Source organism: Plesiomonas sp. ISS29 (assembly GCF_056522795.1).
The window spans coordinates 2,542,341-2,566,443 of the sequence record NZ_JAWRZQ010000001.1 but is presented as its reverse complement, the minus strand read 5'-3'; the positions used below and the strand labels follow the sequence as shown (position 1 = coordinate 2,566,443).

General features: G+C 46.7%; 16 protein-coding genes and 1 rRNA gene. 13 read left to right on the top strand and 4 right to left on the bottom strand.

Features of this window, described 5'->3' with window-relative positions; genetic code table 11:
* Nucleotides 1–27: 27 nt before the first annotated feature.
* Entirely contained in the window at nt 28–1,194 is a 1,167-nt protein-coding gene (locus AC1HDJ_RS11455; RefSeq protein ID WP_479535928.1) for an alpha/beta hydrolase, read from the top strand.
* Nucleotides 1,195–1,569: 375 nt separating this feature from the next.
* Here the strand turns inward: AC1HDJ_RS11455 and AC1HDJ_RS11450 are convergent, their stop codons facing one another.
* Both AC1HDJ_RS11450 and yebS read right to left on the bottom strand, forming a co-directional pair.
* Nucleotides 1,570–4,233 (bottom strand): PqiB family protein, encoded by a 2,664-nt coding sequence (locus AC1HDJ_RS11450; protein ID WP_479535927.1) that lies wholly within the window; start codon nt 4,231–4,233, stop codon nt 1,570–1,572.
* The gene (gene yebS, locus AC1HDJ_RS11445) at nt 4,220–5,482 is read right to left on the bottom strand and encodes a membrane integrity lipid transport subunit YebS (RefSeq protein ID WP_479535926.1); all 1,263 of its coding nucleotides are present in this window, start codon (nt 5,480–5,482) and stop codon (nt 4,220–4,222) included. Before yebS ends, AC1HDJ_RS11450 begins: the two co-directional genes overlap by 14 nt.
* 312 nt (nt 5,483–5,794) lie before the next feature.
* Between yebS and AC1HDJ_RS11440 the strand changes: the two genes are divergently transcribed.
* The 6 genes from AC1HDJ_RS11440 (at nt 5,795) to pntB (ending at nt 13,543) form a co-directional block, all read left to right on the top strand.
* Nucleotides 5,795–6,289 carry a GAF domain-containing protein gene (locus AC1HDJ_RS11440; protein WP_479535925.1) on the top strand — a complete coding sequence of 165 codons (495 nt, stop codon included), beginning with the start codon at nt 5,795–5,797 and terminating at the stop codon, nt 6,287–6,289.
* A gap of 80 nt (nt 6,290–6,369) precedes the next feature.
* Complete coding sequence (gene proQ, locus AC1HDJ_RS11435; RefSeq protein ID WP_479535924.1) at nt 6,370–7,032, top strand: RNA chaperone ProQ; 663 nt, start codon at nt 6,370–6,372, stop codon at nt 7,030–7,032.
* 20 nt (nt 7,033–7,052) lie between these two features.
* Nucleotides 7,053–9,074, top strand: a complete 2,022-nt coding sequence (gene prc, locus AC1HDJ_RS11430) for a carboxy terminal-processing peptidase (RefSeq protein ID WP_479535923.1) — start codon at nt 7,053–7,055, stop codon at nt 9,072–9,074.
* Nucleotides 9,075–9,506: 432 nt separating this feature from the next.
* Nucleotides 9,507–10,178: a hypothetical protein gene (locus tag AC1HDJ_RS11425; protein ID WP_479535922.1), complete on the top strand. Its 672-nt coding sequence runs from the start codon at nt 9,507–9,509 to the stop codon at nt 10,176–10,178.
* Nucleotides 10,179–10,623: 445 nt separating this feature from the next.
* Nucleotides 10,624–12,156 (top strand): Re/Si-specific NAD(P)(+) transhydrogenase subunit alpha, encoded by a 1,533-nt coding sequence (pntA, locus tag AC1HDJ_RS11420; protein ID WP_479535921.1) that lies wholly within the window; start codon nt 10,624–10,626, stop codon nt 12,154–12,156.
* A gap of 10 nt (nt 12,157–12,166) precedes the next feature.
* Nucleotides 12,167–13,543 carry a Re/Si-specific NAD(P)(+) transhydrogenase subunit beta gene (gene pntB, locus AC1HDJ_RS11415; protein ID WP_479535920.1) on the top strand — a complete coding sequence of 459 codons (1,377 nt, stop codon included), beginning with the start codon at nt 12,167–12,169 and terminating at the stop codon, nt 13,541–13,543.
* A 178-nt stretch (nt 13,544–13,721) separates the two neighbouring features.
* Here pntB and AC1HDJ_RS11410 read toward each other — a convergent pair whose 3' ends face one another.
* Together AC1HDJ_RS11410 and pncB are read right to left on the bottom strand one after the other, a co-directional pair.
* Nucleotides 13,722–15,080, bottom strand: a complete 1,359-nt coding sequence (locus tag AC1HDJ_RS11410) for a DEAD/DEAH box helicase (RefSeq protein ID WP_479535919.1) — start codon at nt 15,078–15,080, stop codon at nt 13,722–13,724.
* A 48-nt stretch (nt 15,081–15,128) separates the two neighbouring features.
* Nucleotides 15,129–16,334 carry a nicotinate phosphoribosyltransferase gene (gene pncB / locus AC1HDJ_RS11405; RefSeq protein ID WP_479535918.1) on the bottom strand — a complete coding sequence of 402 codons (1,206 nt, stop codon included), beginning with the start codon at nt 16,332–16,334 and terminating at the stop codon, nt 15,129–15,131.
* A 368-nt stretch (nt 16,335–16,702) separates the two neighbouring features.
* On the opposite strand from pncB, the gene pepN reads away from it, so the two are divergent.
* The 6 genes from pepN to AC1HDJ_RS11375 all read left to right on the top strand — a co-directional run bounded on the left by pepN (nt 16,703) and on the right by AC1HDJ_RS11375 (nt 24,045).
* Nucleotides 16,703–19,309, top strand: coding sequence for an aminopeptidase N (gene pepN, locus AC1HDJ_RS11400; RefSeq protein WP_479535917.1), 2,607 nt, complete (start codon nt 16,703–16,705; stop codon nt 19,307–19,309).
* A 103-nt stretch (nt 19,310–19,412) separates the two neighbouring features.
* Nucleotides 19,413–19,628, top strand: a complete 216-nt coding sequence (locus AC1HDJ_RS11395) for a DUF2835 family protein (RefSeq protein ID WP_479535916.1) — start codon at nt 19,413–19,415, stop codon at nt 19,626–19,628.
* A gap of 250 nt (nt 19,629–19,878) precedes the next feature.
* A complete protein-coding gene (gene pyrD / locus AC1HDJ_RS11390) occupies nt 19,879–20,889 on the top strand; it encodes a quinone-dependent dihydroorotate dehydrogenase (protein ID WP_479535915.1) in 1,011 nt (336 codons plus the stop codon).
* Between the two features lie 151 nt (nt 20,890–21,040).
* Complete coding sequence (locus tag AC1HDJ_RS11385) at nt 21,041–21,583, top strand: cell division protein ZapC (protein ID WP_479535914.1); 543 nt, start codon at nt 21,041–21,043, stop codon at nt 21,581–21,583.
* Nucleotides 21,584–21,730: 147 nt separating this feature from the next.
* The gene (locus AC1HDJ_RS11380; RefSeq protein WP_479535913.1) at nt 21,731–22,216 is read left to right on the top strand and encodes a DUF1097 domain-containing protein; all 486 of its coding nucleotides are present in this window, start codon (nt 21,731–21,733) and stop codon (nt 22,214–22,216) included.
* Nucleotides 22,217–22,502: 286 nt separating this feature from the next.
* A 16S ribosomal RNA gene (locus AC1HDJ_RS11375) occupies nt 22,503–24,045 on the top strand.
* The last annotated feature ends 58 nt before the right edge of the window (nt 24,046–24,103 follow it).

The following is a 24,103-nucleotide window of genomic DNA, read 5'->3' as shown; positions in this document are numbered from 1 at the left end:
AATGTTATATTTGAATAGGGATGAATTATGTTTGGTCGCATCAGTAAATTACACGCAGTGAGTCAAAGTGTCGTATTAAGAATGAGCAGTAAAGAGATATCCAGTAAAAAACAAATAAAAATTACAGACAATCTTGTATGCATAAAAAACTCGGCAATATTGATGCCAAAGTCATTTAAAATAAACATGCTTAATGATACTAATAATAAAATCAATAACAAATTACAGAAAGTAAAGGTTGTGTATAAAAAAATAAGTGGTTTGATTAATGAACATTTAGGTAGAGAAGTTGAAAATAAATCAAAACATGATGCCACATATTTTGCGGGCAGAGTGTCACCAAATGAAAATATATCAAATAATATGTTATCTCGATATTTCAATGATGAATTATTCGGCAAAAAAAAAGAGCGGCGTAATATTTTGTTGTATACTCAAGAACAACTTAATTACGCTGTTGAAAATAAACAATCAGAGAAAGTCGTTGTGATAGGAAAGGCTGGCCGATTGACAGGGCACTACCATAAAGGAGCGCAACTCGATGAGAATAAAAATAAAATAAATAAAGTTGTTTTGTTCTTACACGGATCAGGATCTCCAGTTGAACAGCAATCTATTGCAATTAATCGACAATATCATGAGCATGGTATTGATGTATTGGCTGTCAACATGCGGGGTTATGGCGAAAGCGAGGGCTGCCCAAGTGAGAAAGGTCTTTACCAAGATGCTCGGAGTATGTTCCATTATTTGGTGGATGAGAAAGGCATTACTCCTGATAACATCATAATCCATGGTTACTCTATGGGGGCACCGATTGCCGCTGATCTAGCAAGGTACGCTGAACATAATGGTATGATTGTCTCCGGATTACTATTAGATCGTCCTATGCCAAGTATGACCAAAGCGATCACCGCACATGGGGTAGTTAATCCGGCAGGATTAGTCGGCGCACTGTTGAAATCAGTCAATGGACGGTTTTCAGTTGAAAAAAATGTTAAAGGGTTAACAAACAACGTTCCGATTATGTTGTTGACTGACTCTGGAGGCTTAGGTGTTGAAGGTGAAAAATTACGTAGTAAATTGGTTGCTTCTGGCCACCATGTTATGGGGGAAAAAACACCTTATACTCATGAGCAAAGTGATCGCCTGATGTATCAGTATACAAGTAATATTGTTTCCAGCTTTTCTGGGTAACAGCTCTTTAATGTTATTGGCTGTATCATAAGGTTTTATCTCATACACGTATTCACCAATAAAATCGTTGGCGTCATTAACATGCTGACTTTATACGGTGGTACTTAACAGCAGAATAAAAAGAGGCCAGACACGATTCCTGTATCTGGCCCAGGGGAATGGCTCTTTGCAAGAGCCGTGCGCTAACTGGTGGAGTAAATCAGTGAGTCGTAATCTCATTGAGTAACAATCAACTCATAGACATAAGCGTAGTGAAGATATGCAAGAAAGCCAGTATCCGAATACAATTTTTATAAAATTGTCAGATTGACCTATTTTCTTGCTGTTTATCTTCTGCTTTTTTTCTTTGAGAAGCCCATAGATTGCTCTACTCTGTTACTCCAGCTCTAGCGGTATTGCGGTTGTCCAGCTGTTGGCATCCGCAGGCATTTTATCATTCAGTACATAGTGTGTTTTACGTTGAGCAACTGGCGCAAGCGGCGTGGTCGGCGGTGTTGCAAATGAGATCCCACCGCGCAATAGTTGATTCAATGTACCGGATGTTGCAATCCCCGAGAACAGGCCAAAGTCGATGTTATAGCCTGAATTCAGCCAGAACACGGTGTTTTTACGCACCAGTTTTTGATAATCGCGGTTTACTCTTGCCTGAATATGTACGCGGTCAGCCAGTTGGCTAAGGTTAAAATCAGTCACAATACCCACCTCTACACCACGATACAGCAGTGGTGTGCCGACACTCAGTGAACCGACATCTGAGGCATCAAGCACAATCGGTAAACCATCAAGATAGCGTGATGCAACAATACTTGGCGGATGCAGTTCAAACTGGCGGCTATGAGCACCACTTCCCGGCTCGGTACTGATATAGGGGCTGAGAATACTGTCAATGTTGTAAACGCCAGATGCCGTAATTTCAGGCGTCACCAGCGTAAAACGCGTGCCTTTGCGGGCAAATTGTGCGTCATATTGCGGGTACAAAATAGCACTGACTTCAACATGGCTATTATCACTGGCCAGCTTGGTTGTTAGCACTTGCCCTACCGTGATGCCTAAATAACGGATCGGCATATTTGCACTGATTTTGGCCGCATCATCACTGGTTAAGATGATTTGTCTGCCAATCGCTTTTGCCGCATTTTCAGAAGCGTAAAGAGGGCGTAACTGCCCTTTAGTGAACGGAATTTTACTGATGTTATCCATACTAATTGCCCCCTTTAACGCACGAGTCAACGGGGTTGCTTGTACAGAAATACCACTGGCACCAATTTCAACTTTTGCGCCGCCTTCAGCCCAGAATACGCTTTCAGCAGTCAGCAGATACCGATAGGCTGGGTCAATAAATACTGCTACATCAAATTCACCTTGGGCGGTCGGTTTGATTGACAACAATTGCCCGATTGGAAACTTACGGTACAGCACTACCGAGCCTTGCTGAATATCCGGCAGCTCTTTGGCGCGCAGTGTCAGCGTGCTCTTTAGGTCATCATACTCGATGCCCGATAACGCACTTTTGCTGTCACCAAACAGAGTATAGGTTTTCTTGGCTACCCCTGATTTTTTTGAGCCAGAGGCACTATTTATCAGCGTAATGCCACCCTGAACCCACTCTTGTGCTGATGCGCCTTTAACCTCAACACCATCGAACCCAACCTGTACATTGATGCGGCTGGCAGCGGCAAACCGACTGTTGGCCTGAATTAAATGGCGGTATCGTGGCTCTACCACCACAGAAAAACGTACACCTTGCGGCAGCAAATCACGGGTTAGCACTTGGCCGATAATCACTCCGTTAAGCCACAGTGGCTGATTCACATCAACACCAAATGATTGGGGGGCTTCAAGTGATAACGTCAGCGCGCCTTCCGTTTGTTGCAGAATTTGGCTCTCATCCAACACAGTAAACTGGTTAATCGGTGAACCATCACCGGGGATCAGCTGTAGCGTTGGGCCGGTCAATAAACTGCTAATTCCCGCAGGGTTTGCCAGTGAAAACGCGGCCTTTTCAAGCTTGATATGCGTATCGGTGCGCAACAACTCTTTAATGGAAGGATCAACAACCATCACACCGGCCACCGAACCTTTTTTATCCAATGTCAGATCGGTTAATACACCCACCTTTAAACCCTGATACATCAGCGGCGTACTGCCGGCTTTTAGCCCGTTAGCACTTGGAAACGTTAACGCAATTTTTAGCCCTCGCTGGCTGGCAGCAAGGTCGGGATAGAGCGGATAAGTTGAGTCATCATTGGCTTCTGCGCTGCTGGCTGGCGAGTCAAAAGCAATTGCTCCGTTAATCAGCGCATTGAGGCTTTCTAGCTTAATTGATGCCCCTGCAAGGCTGATATCGGCCTGTACACCGCTGGTATTCCAAAAGCGTGAGTTGGTTTTCACCAAATGAGCAAATCGTTTTTCAATCAGGATATCAACAATCACCCCTGCATTATCGGCGGCGATCCGATAATCATTCACACTACCGACCGGTATTTTACGGTAATACACCTGTGATCCGGTTGACAGTGAGCCTAAATCTTCGGTTTTCAGATGAATTTGTAAATCACCATTATATTCACGGTAGCGTGGGGGAGTAGAGAGCGCGGTAAAGGTGCTGGCATATGCTCCACTGCCGGGTAGCATATTGATATAGTTACCCGAAACCAGCGCATCTAAACCGGAAATACCGGCAAATGAAGCCTTGGGTGTGACCAGCCAAAACTGCGTGTCTCGATGCAACGTGTCTGATGCCTGACTATAAATATCGGCCGTAACATTTACCCCTTTTAGATCTGTTGCCAGCGTGACCTTTCGCACCATACCAACCTCTAACCCCTGAAAGCGAATGGGGGTACGGTTTGGCACTATGCCGGAGGCAGAGCTAAAGTGAATGGTGATCTGTTCACCCTGTTCACGCAGCGTGTAATAAACCAAGCTCAATGCAATGGTCACGGCAATGATCGGTAAAATCCAAAACGGCGAGATACGGCGTTTAGTTTTAATGGTTGCTATCTCAGGTTCAGATAATGGGGTATTAGTCTTTTGCATGAACATCCCAGATTAAACGGGTATCAAACCATTCCGCAGCTATCATCGTCAGATACACTGCAGCACCAAAAAAGAACGCCGCCGGGCCTAAGGTAAATGAGAGGATCTGATCGCGATCAACCAAAGACATCATCAGGGCCAGCACAAACAGATCAAGCATTGACCAGCGGCCAATCACCGCAACAAATTTAAACAGTGCCAAGCGTTGGCGTTTATAGCCGTGCAAATTGAACTGTACCGATATCAGTAGGGCAAGCATGACTACCACTTTGGTCAACGGTACTAAAATACTGGCCACAAAGACAATTGTGGCAATCGGAATATTGTCTGACTGTACCAGTGTAATAATCCCAGACATGATAGTGTCTTCTACTCGGGCACCGCGTACATACAAAATAGAAATAGGTAAAAAATTGGCGGGAAGCAGCATAATGATAGCTGCGAGCACAGCCGCCCACGCTTTTTGTAAACTTTGCTTATAGCGGTTGCGCATTTTCATTAAACAACGCGGGCAGCGGCCTGCTGAGTTAGGCTTTCCGTGGTAGTGGCAGTACACACAAAAATTAACGGAGTCTGCTTGTTGCACGCCACAGGCTAGAGTCTGTGGCAACGCTATTTTTTGTGACAATACTATTTTTTGTGGGTAGTAGCGTTGCCACAACTGTGCAGCATTGAAATGAATCAGCAACAGCGTAAACAGCAAAACAAGAAAAAAGAAGGGTAACAAACCAAATCCGGCGCTGAGCTGGGCATAATCCCTGATTTTAAATGCAGTTACACCTAGTGCCAAAAGATAGACATCCAGCATTGCCCATTCGTGCAATTTTCCCAGCACCAGCAGGCAAGGGCGTAATGAGCCGCCAAAGCGTCGGGTGAGCCACAGGTAAAATATCCCTCCGGCAAACAGCAGCGGGGCAACAATAGTACAAAATAACACCAGCGTAGCCGTGACAGGAAAACCCTGCCATGCCATTTGCCAAATCCCTTCCCACACCGAGGCAGTAATATCTACACCAAATAGATTAATTTCGAGCAGAGGTTGGGTAAAGGCCAGCGGCATCAGAATTAAAATGGCAAGCGCCACCGCAGCTAAACGGTTTAAAGACCAATCACGCCCGTATGCAATAACAGACATACAGCGTGGACACTGCGCATTTTGATTCCGTTTAAGGGGCGGAAGTTGGGTTTGATAATCACAACAAACACAGCGCGTGGTTTTATTATTTATCGTTGTTTTTAACACTGGCATAGGCCGTTATTCTACCCGAGATTGTGCTGAAGTTCGCGCTCTTGCTTGGTATCAGTTGGAAATTGCGGAGTTATTCATATTCCACCCTGTATTTTGATCTTTTTTAATAAAGAATAAATATGTGGGAAGAGAGCACTGGATAGAATAAACATATTTTTTTAAGGTTTTTGCTCTGAGAATCACTAATTTATTGTTATTAAATGGATCATACTTGTGCAAATAAAAGCATAAAAAAAGAATTCCAGATTGATCCTACCCTATATTACCGTATAACCTATTTTGCGTGTTACGATTTATTAACAAAGGGCTATAATGTCAGAGTGTAGTGAAGTTAGTGTGTCAGAACGTACCGCGTTTTACCGTATTTTGCACCGAGATCTGTTCGCCTTGCTTGAAGGTGAAACCGATTTGATAGCAATCTTAGCCAATACCAGTGCCCTGCTTAATGAGCGGTTACCCGACATCAACTGGGTAGGCTTTTATCTTTTAAAAGCAGAGCAGTTGGTATTAGGCCCTTTTCAGGGGCGCGTAGCTTGCACCCGAATCCCGTATGGAAAAGGGGTGTGCGGAAGTGCACTACAACAGCAACAGACCTTGCGGGTAGAGGATGTGCACCAGTTCGTAGGCCATATTGCCTGTGATTCGCGCAGCCGTGCAGAGATAGTCATTCCGGTGCAGATAAAGGGGCATTATTCTGCAGTTTTAGACATTGATAGCCCAACTCTCGGACGTTTTAGCATTGAAGATCAACAGGGTTTAGAAAAAATAGTCATTGATTTAAGTGCACTCTTAAGCGTTGATGCGTAGCTTTTATGGAACAGGGCACTATAATACTGCCTGTTCATGCCTGCGCCTGTCGGCGTTAAAGTAGTAATTCAGGACTTTTCATGGAAAATCAACAGAAGCTGACCAGTAGCAAAGAAGTTATCGCCTATCTGGCAGAGCGTTTCCCTAAATGCTTCATCCTTGAAGGCGAAGCTCGCCCTCTGAAAATTGGTATATTTCAAGACGTAGTTTCACACTTAGGGGATACCCCGCTAGTAAGTAAAACTCAGCTGCGATCAGCTTTGCGTCAATACACCTCTAGCTGGCGCTACCTGCACGGTGCAAAAGCTGGAGCACAGCGTGTCGATCTCGATGGCGCTGATTGTGGTGAACTTGAACAACAACACGTTGATCACGCACGCACCCAGTTAGAAGAAGCAAAAGCACGCGTAAAAGCAAAACGTGCCGCTGCAAAAAAAGAAGAGGGTGATAAGCCAGCGGCTCGCCGTCCTCGTCCAGAGAACAAGCGTGCTGCTGATGCACGTAAACCCGAAGCGCGTAAACCGAAGCCTTCTCGGCCGGCAGCAGCACCTAAAGCTGACGTTGCGGAAGTAAAAGTACAAAGCGTTGAAATTGCTCAACTTAGCGTTGGTCAGGCGATTAAAGTGCGTGCCGGTAAAGGCTTGATGGATGCGACCGTATTGGAAATAGCCAAAGACGGTGCTCGTGTTCAACTAACCTCCGGTTTGGCAATGATTGTTCGGGCTGAGCATTTGCTCGCCTGAGGCGGAGACAGAAGCAAGGCATGAAAAATTTGTTTCGAGTAACTGCAGCGGCCAGCATTTTGCTGGCCTGCTGGACGCAGGCTGCTGAGCCGAAATATGCTTTGAGCAGCATTCCCGTATTGACCCCTGAGATGCAACACTCTACAGCGGAAAAGCGGATTACTGCTCGCTTTACCCGTTCGCACTATCGTCAATTTGATTTAAACAGTGAATTTTCAGATAAGATCTTTGATCGCTATCTGAAAATGCTTGATTACAATCACAATGTTTTTTTGCAATCTGACATTGTGTTGTTCTCAGCACAGCGTGATAACCTTAATAATGAGTTAAAAGAGGGGAAGCTTGATACCGCTTATGCGTTATTTAATCTTTCGCAAAAACGCCGTTATGAACGTTATCAATATGCGCTGACGCTGCTTGATAAACCGATGCGTTTTGATGGTACTGATGTTTACGATGTCGATCGAACCAAAACAGCATGGCCTAAAAATACCGCAGAGCTTGATAAACTGTGGTATGAAAAAGTTAAATTTGATGCTTTGAGTCTGAAGCTGGCAGGTAAAGAGTGGCCGGCTATTCAGGAAACACTGACCAAGCGCTATAACTTTGCTATTCGACGTTTAGCGCAAACCAACAGTGAAGATGTTTTTTCAGCCTTCATGAATGCGTTTTCACGCGAAATTGACCCTCACACTAGCTACCTCTCTCCCCGTAACGCAGAGCAGTTTAATAACGAAATGAACCTCTCCTTAGAAGGGATAGGGGCAGTGTTACAAGCTGATGATGATTACACTGTGATCCGCTCGCTCGTTGCCGGAGGCCCTGCCTCGACCAATAAGAGTATTGCTGTTGGCGATAAAATTATTGGTGTCGGTCAGGCTGGAAAAGAGATAGTTGATGTGATTGGCTGGCGGCTTGATGATGTCGTAGATCTAATCAAAGGGCCAAAAGGCAGCAAAGTTCGCTTGCAAATTTTGCCTGCTGGAAAAGACAGTAAAGCCAAAGAAGTGGTTCTGGTTCGCGATAAAATTCGCCTTGAAGATCGTGCCGCGAAAGCGACAGTGAAAGAGGTTAGTGGCCAGAAAGTGGGTGTTATTGACATTCCAAGCTTCTATGTTGGCCTGAGCGAAGATGTGAAAGCGCGTTTACAAGAGCTGCGTGATAAAAATGTTTCCGGTGTTGTGATTGATTTACGCGGTAACGGTGGCGGTGCACTGACAGAAGCGACGGCATTGAGTGGGTTATTTATCCCTCAAGGGCCGGTAGTACAAGTGCGCGATAGCTATGGCCGTATCAAAGTGAATTCAGATACCGATGGCATTTCATATTATGACGGCCCGTTGACTGTGCTGGTAGATAGATTCAGTGCTTCGGCCTCTGAGATATTTGCCGCTGCGATGCAAGATTATGGCCGTGCTTTAATTGTGGGTGAAAACACCTTTGGTAAAGGCACTGTGCAGCAGCATCGCTCGCTGAATCACATCTATGATTTGTTTGATAAACCACTTGGGCATGTGCAGTATACGATTCAGAAGTTTTACCGTATCAATGGTGGCAGTACGCAACATAAAGGGGTTGCCCCTGATATTGTGATGCCAACCGGTGTTGATCCGGCTGATACGGGCGAGTCTTTTGAAGATAATGCACTGCCGTGGGACAGTATCGATGCGGTGACCTTTGATAAAGCCGGTTCACCAGCCTCATTTGTCACAACGTTGACGCAACAGCATCAGGCGCGTATTGCAAAAGATCCTGAGTTTGCCTATATCCTTGACGATATCGCGCAATACAAGATCCTCAAAGCTAAAGAGAACAAGATCTCCTTGAATCTGGCCGAACGACAAAAAGAGAATCACGAAGAGGACGCTCTGCGTTTGAAGCGTGTGAATGAGCGTTTGGTTCGAGCAGGGAAAAAACCGGTTAAGTCTCTTGATGCTATCCCAAAAGATTATCAAGATCCTGATCCTTACATGGATGAAACCGTGAAGATCACGCTGGATTTGGCAAAAGATCAGTCTGCAACGGTAAAAAAAGCGTCATAACCGATGATACTTTGCACCGCTTTATCTGTGGTAGTAAAGCAGAAGTGATGTTAGATGCCTTGCTTTGAACAGTTCAACACAAGCCCCGATATATCGGGGCTTTTTTATGCGATAACCCCTTTAGATCTCTTAATTATTCTCATCCACTATTCCTACTAATATCCCATTAAAAAATATCTCTTTTTCTCTTTTTCTCTTTTTCTCTTTCTATCTTTAATATTCGCGGTGAAAAAAGTCAGGAGTGACTAACGTGAATATATCAGCTTCTCAATGTGTTTTTTCTGGTCACTGATGTGTTGCTATGCCACCGGTTTTGCAACAGCAAAACCATCAGCGGATGTGTAGGTGCTAGCGGGTCTTGGATGTGACGGTGACTCCCTGATAATGGTTGTTCCGTGTTCTTACGCACAATGCGTAGAGAATGGAGGTTTTATGCTCCGACCCCTATCTACCCTGATGCTATCAGTGATGATGAGTTTTTCAACACCTAGCTATGCTGAACTTGATCAGTCACTGAACGGATTTGATGAACCTTATATTGTCGGTGACTGGCTCTGGCGGGCAAACGGAGGTGACGAGATTACACTCGGTGAAATAAGCTATCGTAGCATGTCTATCCGTTTTGATTCACATAACCGATTTTTGTTTGTGCTGCAACGCGGTGATGGGAAAAATGATGTATGGCAGGGTGGCTATGACATCAACCGTGATGCTCTGACACTGTTACCTGAAGGGGATACTACACAGCATTTATCTTTTAGCTTAAGTCAAAATCAGTTTGTGATGGGTAATATTGTTTTTATGAAATTACCGCCGAGCGAGCTGCTCGGATCATGGCAAAGCGCACAAATTAGCGGTGCTGATGTGATGCCGCAGGTCAATCATTTTGCGGTTAACTTTCACCCTGATTTCCAGTTTGAATCCCAAAGTACTGGAAAAGATGGAAAATTACAGACTAATCGTGGCCTTTATATTTATGAAGGGAATGAAGTGGTGCTGTTCTATGAAGATGGGCGGCAATCGCTAAATATCTCACAAGAGAATAATGAGCTGATTTTAAACGATAACTTATTCGACAGCCGGATTGCACTGGTTAAACGTTAATATGCAATAATGTACTTATGTGGTTTTTATCTGTGGTTAAATACTTGCCGCAAAATTGTTTTTGCCGAGTATTTAACCATGATTTTGCTATTTTTCCCTCATGTTGTTGTGAATTCACTCAGTAACTTCTCATTCGACCTGTTATTAGTAGCTTATCGCGGTTAATTTCAGTAATTTATTTTCTAAAATTTGAATGACGTTGCGTCTTGGTTGTAAATACTGCGTAATAATATTTCACCATTCTTATTTTCGATTAACCTAAATTACATTGAGTGTTAAGGAGGACATGTCATGCTGCATAAAAGGGAACATCAGGTTTAATGCACGTTAAATCATACATAGCGCTGTAGTTATGTCATGATTTGACACATCAGTGAGGCTCTTTTTTCACTGATTAGGGGTAGAGTATTATTTTTGCTAACCGATGCCAATTCAAGGAATAACTATGCTGATTGGTGTACCAAAGGAACAACTCGCGAATGAATCGCGGGTAGCTGCTACACCGAAAACGGTGGAGCAATTGCTGAAGTTAGGTTTCAGCGTGGCGATAGAGCAAAATGCCGGCTTTCGTGCCAGCTTTGAGGATGCAGCATACGTTGCTGCCGGTGCTCAGGTCGTATCATCAGATGATATTTGGAACTCCGATATCATTTTAAAAGTTAATGCGCCGACAGAAGCAGAGATCCCGCTGCTGAAAGAGGGGTCATCGCTGATAAGCTTTATCTGGCCTGCACAAAATGCAGATCTGATGGCAAAATTGGCCGAGCGTAAAATCAACGTGATGGCGATGGATGCTGTACCGCGTATTTCACGTGCACAGTCTTTAGACGCATTGAGCTCAATGGCAAATATTGCCGGTTACCGTGCGGTTGTTGAAGCGGCGCATGAGTTTGGCTCTTTCTTTACCGGCCAAATTACGGCCGCAGGTAAAGTGCCGCCCGCAAAAGTGATGATTATCGGTGCGGGTGTAGCAGGGTTGGCAGCCATTGGCGCAGCAGGTAGCTTAGGTGCGATTGTTCGTGCATTTGATACCCGCCCTGAAGTGAAAGAACAAGTTCAAAGCATGGGTGCTGAATTCCTTGAGCTTGAATTTGAAGAGGAAGCCGGTAGCGGTGATGGCTATGCGAAAGTGATGTCACCTGCTTTTATCAAGGCAGAGATGGAGCTGTTTGCGGCACAGGCCAAAGAGGTTGATATTATTATCACCACGGCGCTGATCCCGGGTAAACCTGCGCCAAAGCTTATCACCAAAGAGATGGTTGCCAGCATGAAGCCGGGCAGCGTTATTGTTGATCTGGCTGCTGCAACAGGCGGTAACTGTGAGCTAGCGCAGGCTGATACTGTGGTAGTCACGGATAATCAGGTCAAGATTATCGGGTATACCGATTTGCCAAGCCGTTTGCCGACACAATCATCTCAGTTGTACGGTACAAACCTTGTTAACCTGCTCAAGCTATTGTGCAAAGAAAAAGACGGTACGATTAATATCGACTTTGACGATGTGGTTTTGCGCAGTGTGACTGTAATCCGTGAAGGCGATGTGACATGGCCGCCTCCGGCTATTCAGGTTTCGGCTCAGCCACAAAAAGCGGCTGCCGCACCGGTTGCACCGAAAGAGGCTGAAAAACCAATGTCTCCGGCCAAAAAATACGGTCTGATGGCTGCCGGGATTGTGCTGTTTGGATGGATTGCTAATGCCGCACCAGCCGCATTTTTATCCCATTTCACGGTGTTCATTCTGGCCTGTGTGGTTGGTTACTATGTGGTGTGGAATGTGAGCCATGCTCTGCATACGCCACTGATGTCGGTAACCAATGCGATCTCCGGCATTATCGTGGTCGGCGCATTGTTGCAGATTGGTCAGGGCAGTGGGTTTGTATCATTCTTAGCGTTTATTGCGGTGCTGATAGCCAGCATTAATATATTTGGTGGCTTTACTGTCACTCAGCGCATGTTGAAAATGTTTAGAAGGGACTGAGGGGTAGAACATGTCTGAAGGATTGGTACAAGCTGCATACATTGTGGCTGCTGTGCTGTTTATCATGAGCTTGGCCGGATTGTCTAAGCATGAAACAGCCAAAGCGGGTAACTGGTACGGTATTGCCGGTATGGGTATCGCGCTGGTGGCAACGATTTTAGGGCCGCATTCAGCCAGTGTGGGTTGGATTTTACTGGCGATGGTTATTGGTGGTGCAATCGGTATCCGCTTGGCAAAACGTGTCGAAATGACAGAGATGCCAGAGTTGGTGGCGGTGTTACATAGCTTTGTGGGCCTGGCTGCGGTACTGGTCGGGATAAACAGCTATCTGGATCACGGTGTTGCCGAAGGTGTGCTGCTCAATATCCACTTAACTGAAGTGTTTATCGGTATCTTTATCGGTGCAGTGACTTTCACCGGTTCGATTGTGGCATTTGGTAAGTTGTGTGGAAAAATCAGCTCTAAGCCGATGATGCTGCCACACCGCCACAAGCTGAATCTGGCTGCGCTGGTTGTTTCATTCCTGCTGCTGGTGGTGTTCTTGAAAGCGGGCGGAAGCACGTTTGCGCTGGTTGTGATGACACTGATTGCGCTGGCATTTGGCTGGCATCTGGTAGCCTCTATTGGCGGCGCTGATATGCCAGTGGTTGTCTCTATGCTGAACTCGTACTCAGGCTGGGCAGCGGCAGCGGCAGGTTTTATGCTGGCAAACGATCTGCTGATTGTGACCGGTGCATTAGTGGGCTCATCAGGTGCGATTCTTTCCTACATTATGTGTAAGGCAATGAACCGCTCATTTGTCAGTGTGATTGCCGGTGGTTTTGGTACAGATAGCGCGCCTTCTGATGATGATCAGGAGATGGGCGAGTACCGTGAAACGTCGGCGGAAGAAGTGGCTGATATGCTGAAAAATGCTACCTCGGTCATCATCACGCCGGGTTACGGTATGGCTGTGGCGCAAGCACAGTACCCTGTTGCTTCAATTACTCAAAAATTGCGCGAGAAGGGTGTGAAGGTGCGTTTTGGTATTCACCCTGTTGCGGGGCGTTTGCCAGGCCACATGAACGTGCTGCTTGCAGAAGCTAAAGTGCCGTATGACATTGTATTGGAGATGGACGAGATCAATGATGATTTTGCCGATACTGATGTTGTGCTGGTGATTGGTGCGAATGATACGGTGAACCCTGCGGCGCTCGAAGATCCGAAGAGCCCGATTGCGGGTATGCCGGTACTGGAAGTGTGGAAAGCACAGAATGTTGTGGCATTTAAACGTTCTATGAATACCGGTTATGCCGGTGTACAAAACCCGCTGTTCTTCAAAGAGAACACGCAAATGCTGTTTGGTGATGCCAAAGACAGCGTTGATGCTATTTTGCGGGCGCTGTAATCACACGTAATATCACTGCATTGTGGCTGAAGTTTGATGCCTGATGCAGTAATAGTTCGAATAAGACCAATAAAAAAGATCACCAATCGGTGATCTTTTTTTATGTCTGCCATTATTCAGCATAACGATGCAGAACCGCTGCGGTCAGATGACGGTATTTACCGTGTCTGGTGGTGCTTTATTCGGTGTCTGATTCTGGCAGTTCGGGATCTGGGCGTTCAACCACCAACTGCTTAGGTTTACGTTTCATCATTACCATGCCGGCATCAGTGCCAGCGGTGAATTTTTTACCCATACGCGGTTTAGCTTTGGCACTGGTTTTGCTGCCAGATTTTGCTGTTTTGTTTTTATTTGCGCTGTTTTGGTCGATAACTTTTTTGGCTTTGCGTAAGCCGCGGAATTTACCTTCCAGCCCTTCAATGCTTGAGAAGCTTAATGGCTGGTTTACGGCGGCTTTTACCCGCTCGTAACTTTCCCAGTCTTTCGGGCCGACTAATGAAATGGCGGTGCCTTTGCTGCCGGCACGGCCGGTACGTCCGATACGGTGGATGTACTCTTCGGGCTGTTTTGGCATATCAAAGTTGATGACCAGTGAAACGTTCAGCAGGTCTAACCCGCGCGAGGCAACATCGGTGGTGATCAGCATTTTGTAACAGCCACGGCTGAAATCATCCATGATCTTGTTGCGTGCACTTTGACTGTGCTCACCGCTTAAGCCCACGGCTTTACTGCCTTGAAGACTTAGACGATCCGCTAGGCGTTCGGTATCTGCACGTGTCGCGGTAAAGACGATCACCTGCTGATAGGCTTCGTGCTGTAAAATATGATCAAGCAGGGCTTGCTTGTGATCCAGATGATCGACCAGATAAAAATGCTGGCTGATATCGGCGTGTTGAGCCATAGCATCGCCTACGGCAATACGGCGCGGATTTTTCAATGCGGCAAAAGCGAGCACTTCAACTTCAGGTGTGATGGTGGCTGAGAACATCATGGTTTGGCGCAGGCGATGATCGGCTGATTCATTGATGATTTTGAGTTCTGCAGCAAAACCTAAATCAAGCATGCGATCGGCTTCATCCATGATCAGCATTTCAACACCGTTCAGGTAGATGCTGCGCTCTTTCAGGTGATTGGCTAAACGGCCCGGTGTGGCAATAATGATCTGCGGATGTTTACGCAGTGCGTGAATTTGATCATTAAAGTTCTCACCACCGAGTAATAGTGCTGCTTCCATCTGTTTTCCAGCCAGCAAGAAACGCAATTGTGCGTAGACTTGACGGGCTAGTTCACGGGTAGGGGCGAGGATCACGGCCCGTGGGTCACGTTTTTGACGTGCTCGCTCGCGCAGCAGGCGCTGCATCATCGGCAGCAAAAATGCCATAGTTTTGCCTGATCCGGTTTTGGATGAGGCAATAATATCGCGTCCGGTAATCGCAGCAGGAATACACATCTGCTGGATCTCGGTGGCCGAAGCATACCCGAGGTTATTGATGGTGTTGATTAACCGTGAGTCGAGAGAAAGCTCGTCAAAACGCAAAGTAATACTCCGTGGTATCGTAATTTAGCAATAAAAAGTGATGTCAGTTTAGCCGTTACAGGCCAGAGGTAAGGAGAAGGCTTTACACAGCGCTTCCACAAACTGCGGGTCTTGGCAGATTGTTTTCCCTGGGCTGTCAGAGAGTTTTGCAACGGGTTTTCCGTTACACTCTGTTAGCTTTATAACAATATTCAGTGGCTCTACGCCCGGAATATCACAGGTCAGGCGTGTGCCGATTCCAAATGTGATATTGATTCGATGATGGAAATGGCGATAGAGCGCGAGTGCTTTGTTCAGGTCAAGATTATCTGAAAACACCAGTGTTTTGGTCTGTGGATCTAACCCCAACGCTTTATAGTGTGCGATCGCTTTTTCACCCCACTCTACGGCATCGCCGGAGTCGTGGCGCAACCCTTGGTAGCGGGTGGCAAACTGGTGGTTAAAATCGCGCAAAAAGGCATCCATGGTAATGCAGTCGGTTAGTGCAATACCGAGTGAGTCTGGGTAAATATCCAGCCATGCTTGCAGTGCAGCCTGCTGGCTTTGCGCTAGTGTCGGTGTCAGTTGTTGGTGCGCCTGAAACCACTCATGTGCTTGTGTGCCTACCGGTGTTAGGCCGAGTGTACGGGCCAGATGGTAGTTACTGGTGCCACAAAATCCGGCAAACTCGGCTTTTAGGGTTTTGACTACGGCATGCTGCACATCGGCAGAAAAACGGCGGCGCGTGCCAAAATCAACCAGCCGGAATTGATCCATATTCAGATCTGTGGCGTGGGCTGAGAACTGGGCTAATTTTTGCCGCAGGTGGCTTATAGCTTGCGCAGTAGTGATATGCGGGTAGCGGTGGCGCTGACTGATTTCACTGATCAAGGCCAGTAACGGCACTTCCCACATGATAACTTCATGCCATGGCCCTTCAATGCGCAGAGCAAGTTGCCCTTGTTCCACACTGACGTGCACCTGTTCTGGCTTGTAACGGTATGTTTTTAGCCAGTTGAGATAGTCAGCTTTGAAAAAAGGTAAACCCGACAGGTAATTAAATTCGTCATCGCTGAGGGTTAAGTTTGCCATCAGTGCAATTTGCGCACGAATTTCATGCGCATAACGGCTTAATGCATGCGCTCCGCGACAGCGGAATTCAGCCACTACACGCGTCTGCGGATAGAGAAAATAGACCGCCTGCTGCATATGCAATTTATAGGCATCGGTGTCGAGCAGTGACGACAAAATCGGCGTGATTACGGATTGAGTCATAATTACCGTACAATATCCTTGATTAACACTGGCTATGGGCCACTATCAATAATTATACCCCAGAACAGGGTGACATCCGTTAAGTTTATTGCGCTCTGGCCAGAGAAATAAACTTAATACTGAATATATTGCAGATTTTTATGGTGTTACATCGTTGATTCTTGCTGAGTTCTCCCCATCTTTATAGTAGGGATTGAGTGATGATAACGGTGGTTGTTATTGCTTTTTGCAGCAGGGTTGCTTTGCATCCCCCAATTTCAATTTATCTTTTTACTCTTTGTTTATTGAAGATTATTTACGAACAGCGCTATGTTTAAACATTGGGTTTACGTACTGGCATAAGTGTAACTACGAGGGAATGAACAATAATGACACAGCAACCTCAAGCAAAATATCGCCATGATTATCAGGCACCTGATTACACCATTACTCAGGTTGAGTTAGCGTTTGATTTGGCGGCAGATAATACGTGTGTTACAGCAACGAGTGATGTGTTGCGCCAAGGGCAACATGCGCGCCCGTTAGTGCTGGCCGGTGAAGGTTTGACGCTGGTTTCGGTGGCGGTGGATGGCCAGCCTTGGCCACATTATCAGCAATCTGCTCATGCTCTGACGCTGAGCCAGTTGCCTGAGCATTTTACGTTGACGGTGGTAACAACCTTCAGCCCAGCGAAAAATACTGCGCTTTCTGGTTTATATCAGTCGGGCGAAGCGCTGTGTACGCAGTGTGAGGCAGAAGGTTTCCGGAGGATCACCTATTTCCTTGACCGACCGGATGTGTTGGCGCGTTACCGTACCAAAATTACGGCAGATAAAGCACGTTATCCATTTTTGCTCTCTAACGGAAACCGCATTGCACACGGTGATTTACCTGATGGGAAACACTGGATGCAGTGGGAAGATCCGTTCCCTAAACCGTCATATTTGTTTGCGCTGGTGGCCGGTGATTTTGATGTGCTGCGTGATACGTTTGTAACGCGTTCTGGCCGTGATGTGGCGCTAGAGTTGTATGTTGATCGGGGCAATTTAGATCGCGCTGATTGGGCTATGACTTCGTTAAAGCAGTCTATGGCGTGGGATGAGGCCCGTTTTGGTTTAGAGTACGATCTGGATATTTATATGATCGTGGCGGTTGATTTCTTCAATATGGGGGCGATGGAGAATAAAGGGCTGAATGTCTTTAACTCTAAGTTTGTATTGGCGAAAGCGGAAACGGCAACCGATGCAGATTACCTTGATATTGAGCGGGTGATTGGCCATGAGTATTTCCATAACTGGACGGGTAATAGGGTAACGTGCCGTGATTGGTTTCAGTTGAGTTTGAAAGAGGGGTTGACGGTATTCCGTGATCAGGAGTTTAGTTCTGATCTTGGCTCGCGCGCAGTAAACCGAATCAATAATGTGCGAGTGGTACGCGGCGCACAGTTTGCAGAAGATGCCAGCCCGATGGCGCACCCAATCCGCCCTGATAAAGTGATTGAGATGAATAACTTCTACACGGTGACTGTGTATGAGAAGGGTTCAGAAGTTATTCGGATGATGCACACGTTGCTGGGCGAGGCGGAGTTTCAGGCGGGGATGCGTTTGTACTTTGAGCGCCATGATGGCAGTGCGGCAACCTGTGATGATTTTGTTGATGCAATGCAGCAGGCTTCTGGGGTAGATCTGACGCAGTTCCGCCGCTGGTACAGTCAGGCGGGTACGCCACAACTGACGGTGCATGATGAATATGATGCGGCAACGCAGGTGTATACGCTGCATGTGAGCCAGATGACACCGTCAACACCAGAGCAGGCTGAGAAGCTGCCGTTACATATTCCGCTGAATATCGAGCTGTATTCGCCGCAGGGTGCGGTGATCCCGCTGATGCTAGATGGCAAGCCGGTTGGTAATGTGCTGAATGTTACTGAGGCAGCACAAACGTTCCGTTTTGAGCAGGTTGCGGAACAACCGGTGATTTCACTTTTGCGCGAGTTTTCTGCGCCGGTGAAGCTAGATTATCCGTATACCGATGCGCAGTTAACATTTCTGATGCGCTATGCTAGCAATGATTTTGCCCGCTGGGATGCGGCACAAATGCTGATTGGCAAATATGTTCGTTTGAATGTGGCGAATGTGAGTCAGGGTGCGGAGTTGGTTTTCCCACTGGCGGCGATAGATGCTTTCCGCGCAATTTTGCTGGATGACTCGCTTGATCCTGCGCTGGCAGCGCTGATCCTGACGCTGCCAAAAGAGACTGAGCTGGCCGAGCTGTTTGATACGATTGATCCTGATGCGATTCGTGCGGTACGCGAGTTTATCCGTGAAGAGCTGGTGTTGGAGTTAGCCGATGAGCTGCGTGCAGTGTATCAGGCTCATCAGTTGGCTGAATATCGGGTTGAGCACGGTGATATTGCCCGCCGAGCTTTGCGTAACACCTGCTTGAGCTATCTGGCTTTTGCGGAAGGGGCGGATGCACGTGTTCGCAAGCAGTATGAAACGGCCAATAACATGACTGATGCGTTGGCGGCATTGTCGGCTGCGGTTAGCGCAGAGTTACCGTGTCGTGATGCGTTAATGACGCATTTTGCTGATAAATGGCAGCACGATGGTTTGGTGATGGATAAGTGGTTTATGTTGCAGGCAACCAGCCCAGCGGCCAATGTGTTAGCTAATGTGCGTTCGGTGATGCAGCATCCGGCCTTTAGTTTGGCAAACCCGAACCGTACGCGCTCACTGATTGGTGCGTTTGCTTCGGCAAATCCGGCCGCTTTTCATGCCAAAGATGGGTCTGGTTATCAGTTCTTAGCGGATATTTTGGTTGAACTAAACAGCCGTAACCCGCAAGTGGCTTCGCGCCTGATTGAGCCGTTGATCCGATTGGGGCGTTATGATGCTGATCGTCAGGCGTTAATGCGCGCACAATTAGTGAAGTTACAAGGGCTTGATAATCTGGCCAGTGATCTGTTTGAAAAAATCAGCAAGTCATTGGCGTAAGCTTACAGTGCTAGGTGATTGAATCTAGTGTTGTTGTATGTAAAGTTATTGTATCTGGCGGGGTAACCCGCCATTTTTTACGGTATAGCGGTTAACATTTCTTATGATCTTCCATTTCACACTTAATATGGATTACCACACATTTTTGCATCACTACAGTGGTACGGCTCGGCAGATTTTAGTTATGTCAGAGCAGGGCAAACGGCTCAGCCTTCCTGCCGCCCGTTTCCGTAGTTTTTTGCTGCACAATGGTCTTGTTGGTCGATTTTATATTGAGTTGGATTCACAAAACCGGATTGTTGCACTACAACGGTGCTGAAAAGGTGCTGGACTTCTGAAAAACCGTTAAAAATTCATGACAATGTCAGCATGTTTGGCCATAATGCCAATCCGGTTTCTAACCGGGGCATTCAGCGCGTTTTCTATTGATGATTGCACAGTTTCCGGTGTCGAAATGCCAGTAAACTGCACGATCATAACCCTCTTTTATGATCACTCTTGATGGGCATTTTGCACTACGTTGTTGCTGTGAACGCAGAGTAGACAGCGTCATTATCAGGAGAGGTATCATGTTCTATCGCCTAGCAAGGCAAGCGATTTTTCAATTCGAGCCAGAACGCGCTCATGATCTGACCATTCACAATCTTCAGTTGCTGAGCGGTACTCCTCTTGAATATCTGATTCGGCAAAATATTCCGAACAAATCGGTCAGTTGCATGGGGCTAAGCTTTAAAAATCCGGTCGGGCTGGCTGCTGGGCTTGATAAAAACGCCGATTGTCTGGATGCATTGGGTGCTATGGGGTTTGGTTTTATTGAAGTAGGCACGGTGACACCCAAACCACAACTAGGGAATGATAAACCGCGTTTATTTCGTGTATTGGAAGCAGACGGTATTATTAATCGCATGGGTTTTAATAACCGTGGTGTTGATTATCTAGTCGAAAATGTAAAAAAAGCAAAATATGATGGCATCATCGGTATTAATATCGGTAAAAATAAAGATACGCCATTAGAAAAAGGTAAAGATGATTATCTGATTTGTATGGATAAAGTGTATCCGTATGCCGGATATATTGCCGTGAATATCTCTTCACCGAATACCCCAGGTTTACGCAGTTTACAGTACGGTGAAGCACTGGATGATTTACTACAGGCAATAAAACAGCGTCAGCATGAGCTTCATCAATTACATGGCCGCTATGTTCCGGTTGCCGTAAAAATTGCGCCTGATTTAACCGATGAAGAGCTGATTCAAATTGCCGATAGTTTGATCAGATATCAGCTTGATGGTGTTATTGCGACCAATACAACGCTTGATCGCTCGCTGATTCAGGGCTACAAACACAGCAATGAAGCGGGGGGATTAAGCGGTCGCCCGTTGCAGTATCGCAGTACTGAAGTTGTTCGTAAACTGGCCGTTGAACTGCAAGGCCGCGTTCCGATTATTGGTGTCGGCGGTATCGATACGGCAATTGCTGCGCGTGAAAAAATGGCAGCAGGAGCTTCACTGGTGCAAATTTATTCAGGCTTTATCTATCAAGGGCCACGATTAATTAAAGATATTGTGTCGCATATCTGATAATTAAGCCTGAAAACAGCAGGCAGGGGTTTGCAATAACCTCTGTCTGGTTTACATTAACAGGGTTTGTATTAATTTATAAATCACCTGATTTTATTTTTTATTGCGCATAATTTGTGTATGCGTGTTTCGCTTTTACTTAGGTAGGCCCATGAATATCAAGCCGGATGATCGCTGGAAGTGGTACGTTGACTCCGAACTTGATCGGCTGATGCTTGATCTTGCTAATGGCATGATTTTTCGATCGCGTCTGGCTGGGCGGGTATTAACCCCCGATGTTTTTTCCGGTGTTAAGTTTCATGTCGACGATATTGCACAATATTATGACTATATGGATGGCTTGCAGGCCAGCGGTCTGACCGCTGAGCAGAAAAGTGAATTGGTTTTAAATGCTATTGCTGCCCGGCACTTTTTAAAACCTGTTATGCCTAAAAGCTGGTATTTTGAACGCACCAGCCATGCGTACAGCCCAGAAACGGGTGAACTGGTCAATGCCTCTCTGGTAGATTCAGCCGAAAAAGTGCGATTATTTGTGGTGGAAAACAGCGGTGCTGCCAGTTTGTGTCTGTTTGCCCAGCATCAACAGCTTTCATCTGGCAAGCTAGTGGGTTTAGGTGATCCGATAAAAGTGATGAATGATCGTCTTTCGCCACCGGCGACACTCTCTTATGCACAGTATGCGCACGTTAGCTGATTTTTTGTGATACCAACCGGTTTTATCTGCAACCAAACCCTCTTATTACCTTAAAATATTGACCCAGATCTTGATCGTTTATTAAACACCCTCCTATACTTCGCTCCTTCTTTCTTTTATCCCCGAAATTTATGCCAGAGGTAATGTATGAGTACATTAATGGCCATTGCATTAACTACCGGCCTGTTGTCGGGTCTTTGGGCATGGGTAGCGATGAGCGTTGGCCTGATAAGCTGGGCCGGTTTTCTTGGCTGTACAACCTATTTTGCCTCTCCCGAAGAGGGGATAAAAGGCGTTCTACTCAGTGCAATCACCAATACCAGTGGCGTATTTTGGGGCATGATGATTATCAACAGCAGTGCCATTGGCCCACATATTGAAATTGTTGGCTATGTTTTGACTGCTGTTGTCTCCTTCTTTATGTGTATTCAGGCCAAACAACGCTGGCTTGGTTTTATTCCGGGAACCTTCATCGGCTGTTGTGCCACTTTTGCATCCGGCGGCAATTGGCAATTGGTATTACCTTCACTGCTGGTGGGCATCGCATTTGGTTATGCGATGAAAGCCAGCGGTTTATGGTTACAGCAACGTTTACAGCCACGTCCGGTTATGAATTCTCAATATAAAGGATAAAATATCAGCAAATCACCCTCAAACCTGCGGCTTGTGTTTGTTTTTTAAGCGAACGGAATTTAAATGATAGAAAATGCTTGTGCTAAAAGGATAACTCCCTATAATTCGCTCCCTATCGGCAAGGAACGAAACACGCAAGTGAATCATTACTGAACCGATATGCTCTTTAAAAAATTAATCAGACAATCTGTGTGGGCACTCGTTGAAGACGCTGACTATCCAAAAGATACTTAGTTAAACGAGTGACTGACAATTTATTTGCTAGTTATTTCGAGCGACAAACTTTAAATTGAAGAGTTTGATCATGGCTCAGATTGAACGCTGGCGGCAGGCCTAACACATGCAAGTCGAGCGGTAGCACAAAGAAGCTTGCTTCTTGGGTGACGAGCGGCGGACGGGTGAGTAATGCCTGGGGATCTGCCCGATAGAGGGGGATAACTACGGGAAACTGTAGCTAATACCGCATAACGTCTACGGACCAAAGTGGGGGCTCTTCGGACCTCATGCTATCGGATGAACCCAGGTGGGATTAGCTAGTTGGTGGGGTAATGGCTCACCAAGGCGACGATCTCTAACTGGTTTGAGAGAATGACCAGTCACACTGGAACTGAGACACGGTCCAGACTCCTACGGGAGGCAGCAGTGGGGAATATTGCACAATGGGGGAAACCCTGATGCAGCCATGCCGCGTGTGTGAAGAAGGCCTTCGGGTTGTAAAGCACTTTCAGCGAGGAGGAAAGGGAGCAGCTTAATACGCTGTTACTATGACGTTACTCGCAGAAGAAGCACCGGCTAACTCCGTGCCAGCAGCCGCGGTAATACGGAGGGTGCAAGCGTTAATCGGAATTACTGGGCGTAAAGCGCACGCAGGCGGTTTGTTAAGTCAGATGTGAAATCCCCGCGCTCAACGTGGGAACTGCATTTGAAACTGGCAAGCTAGAGTCTTGTAGAGGGGGGTAGAATTCCAGGTGTAGCGGTGAAATGCGTAGAGATCTGGAGGAATACCGGTGGCGAAGGCGGCCCCCTGGACAAAGACTGACGCTCAGGTGCGAAAGCGTGGGGAGCAAACAGGATTAGATACCCTGGTAGTCCACGCTGTAAACGATGTCGATTTGGAGGTTGTGCCCTTGAGGCGTGGCTTCCGGAGCTAACGCGTTAAATCGACCGCCTGGGGAGTACGGCCGCAAGGTTAAAACTCAAATGAATTGACGGGGGCCCGCACAAGCGGTGGAGCATGTGGTTTAATTCGATGCAACGCGAAGAACCTTACCTACTCTTGACATCCACAGAACTTTCCAGAGATGGATTGGTGCCTTCGGGAACTGTGAGACAGGTGCTGCATGGCTGTCGTCAGCTCGTGTTGTGAAATGTTGGGTTAAGTCCCGCAACGAGCGCAACCCTTATCCTTTGTTGCCAGCGCGTGATGGCGGGAACTCAAAGGAGACTGCCGGTGATAAACCGGAGGAAGGTGGGGATGACGTCAAGTCATCATGGCCCTTACGAGTAGGGCTACACACGTGCTACAATGGCATATACAAAGGGCGGCAAGCTAGCGATAGTGAGCGAATCCCATAAAGTATGTCGTAGTCCGGATTGGAGTCTGCAACTCGACTCCATGAAGTCGGAATCGCTAGTAATCGTAGATCAGAATGCTACGGTGAATACGTTCCCGGGCCTTGTACACACCGCCCGTCACACCATGGGAGTGGGTTGCAAAAGAAGTAGGTAGCTTAACCTTCGGGGGGGCGCTTACCACTTTGTGATTCATGACTGGGGTGAAGTCGTAACAAGGTAACCGTAGGGGAACCTGCGGTTGGATCACCTCCTTACCTGCGATACCAGCCTTTGGCTGAGTGCTCACACAGATTGTTTGTTTGTCTTTGCGAA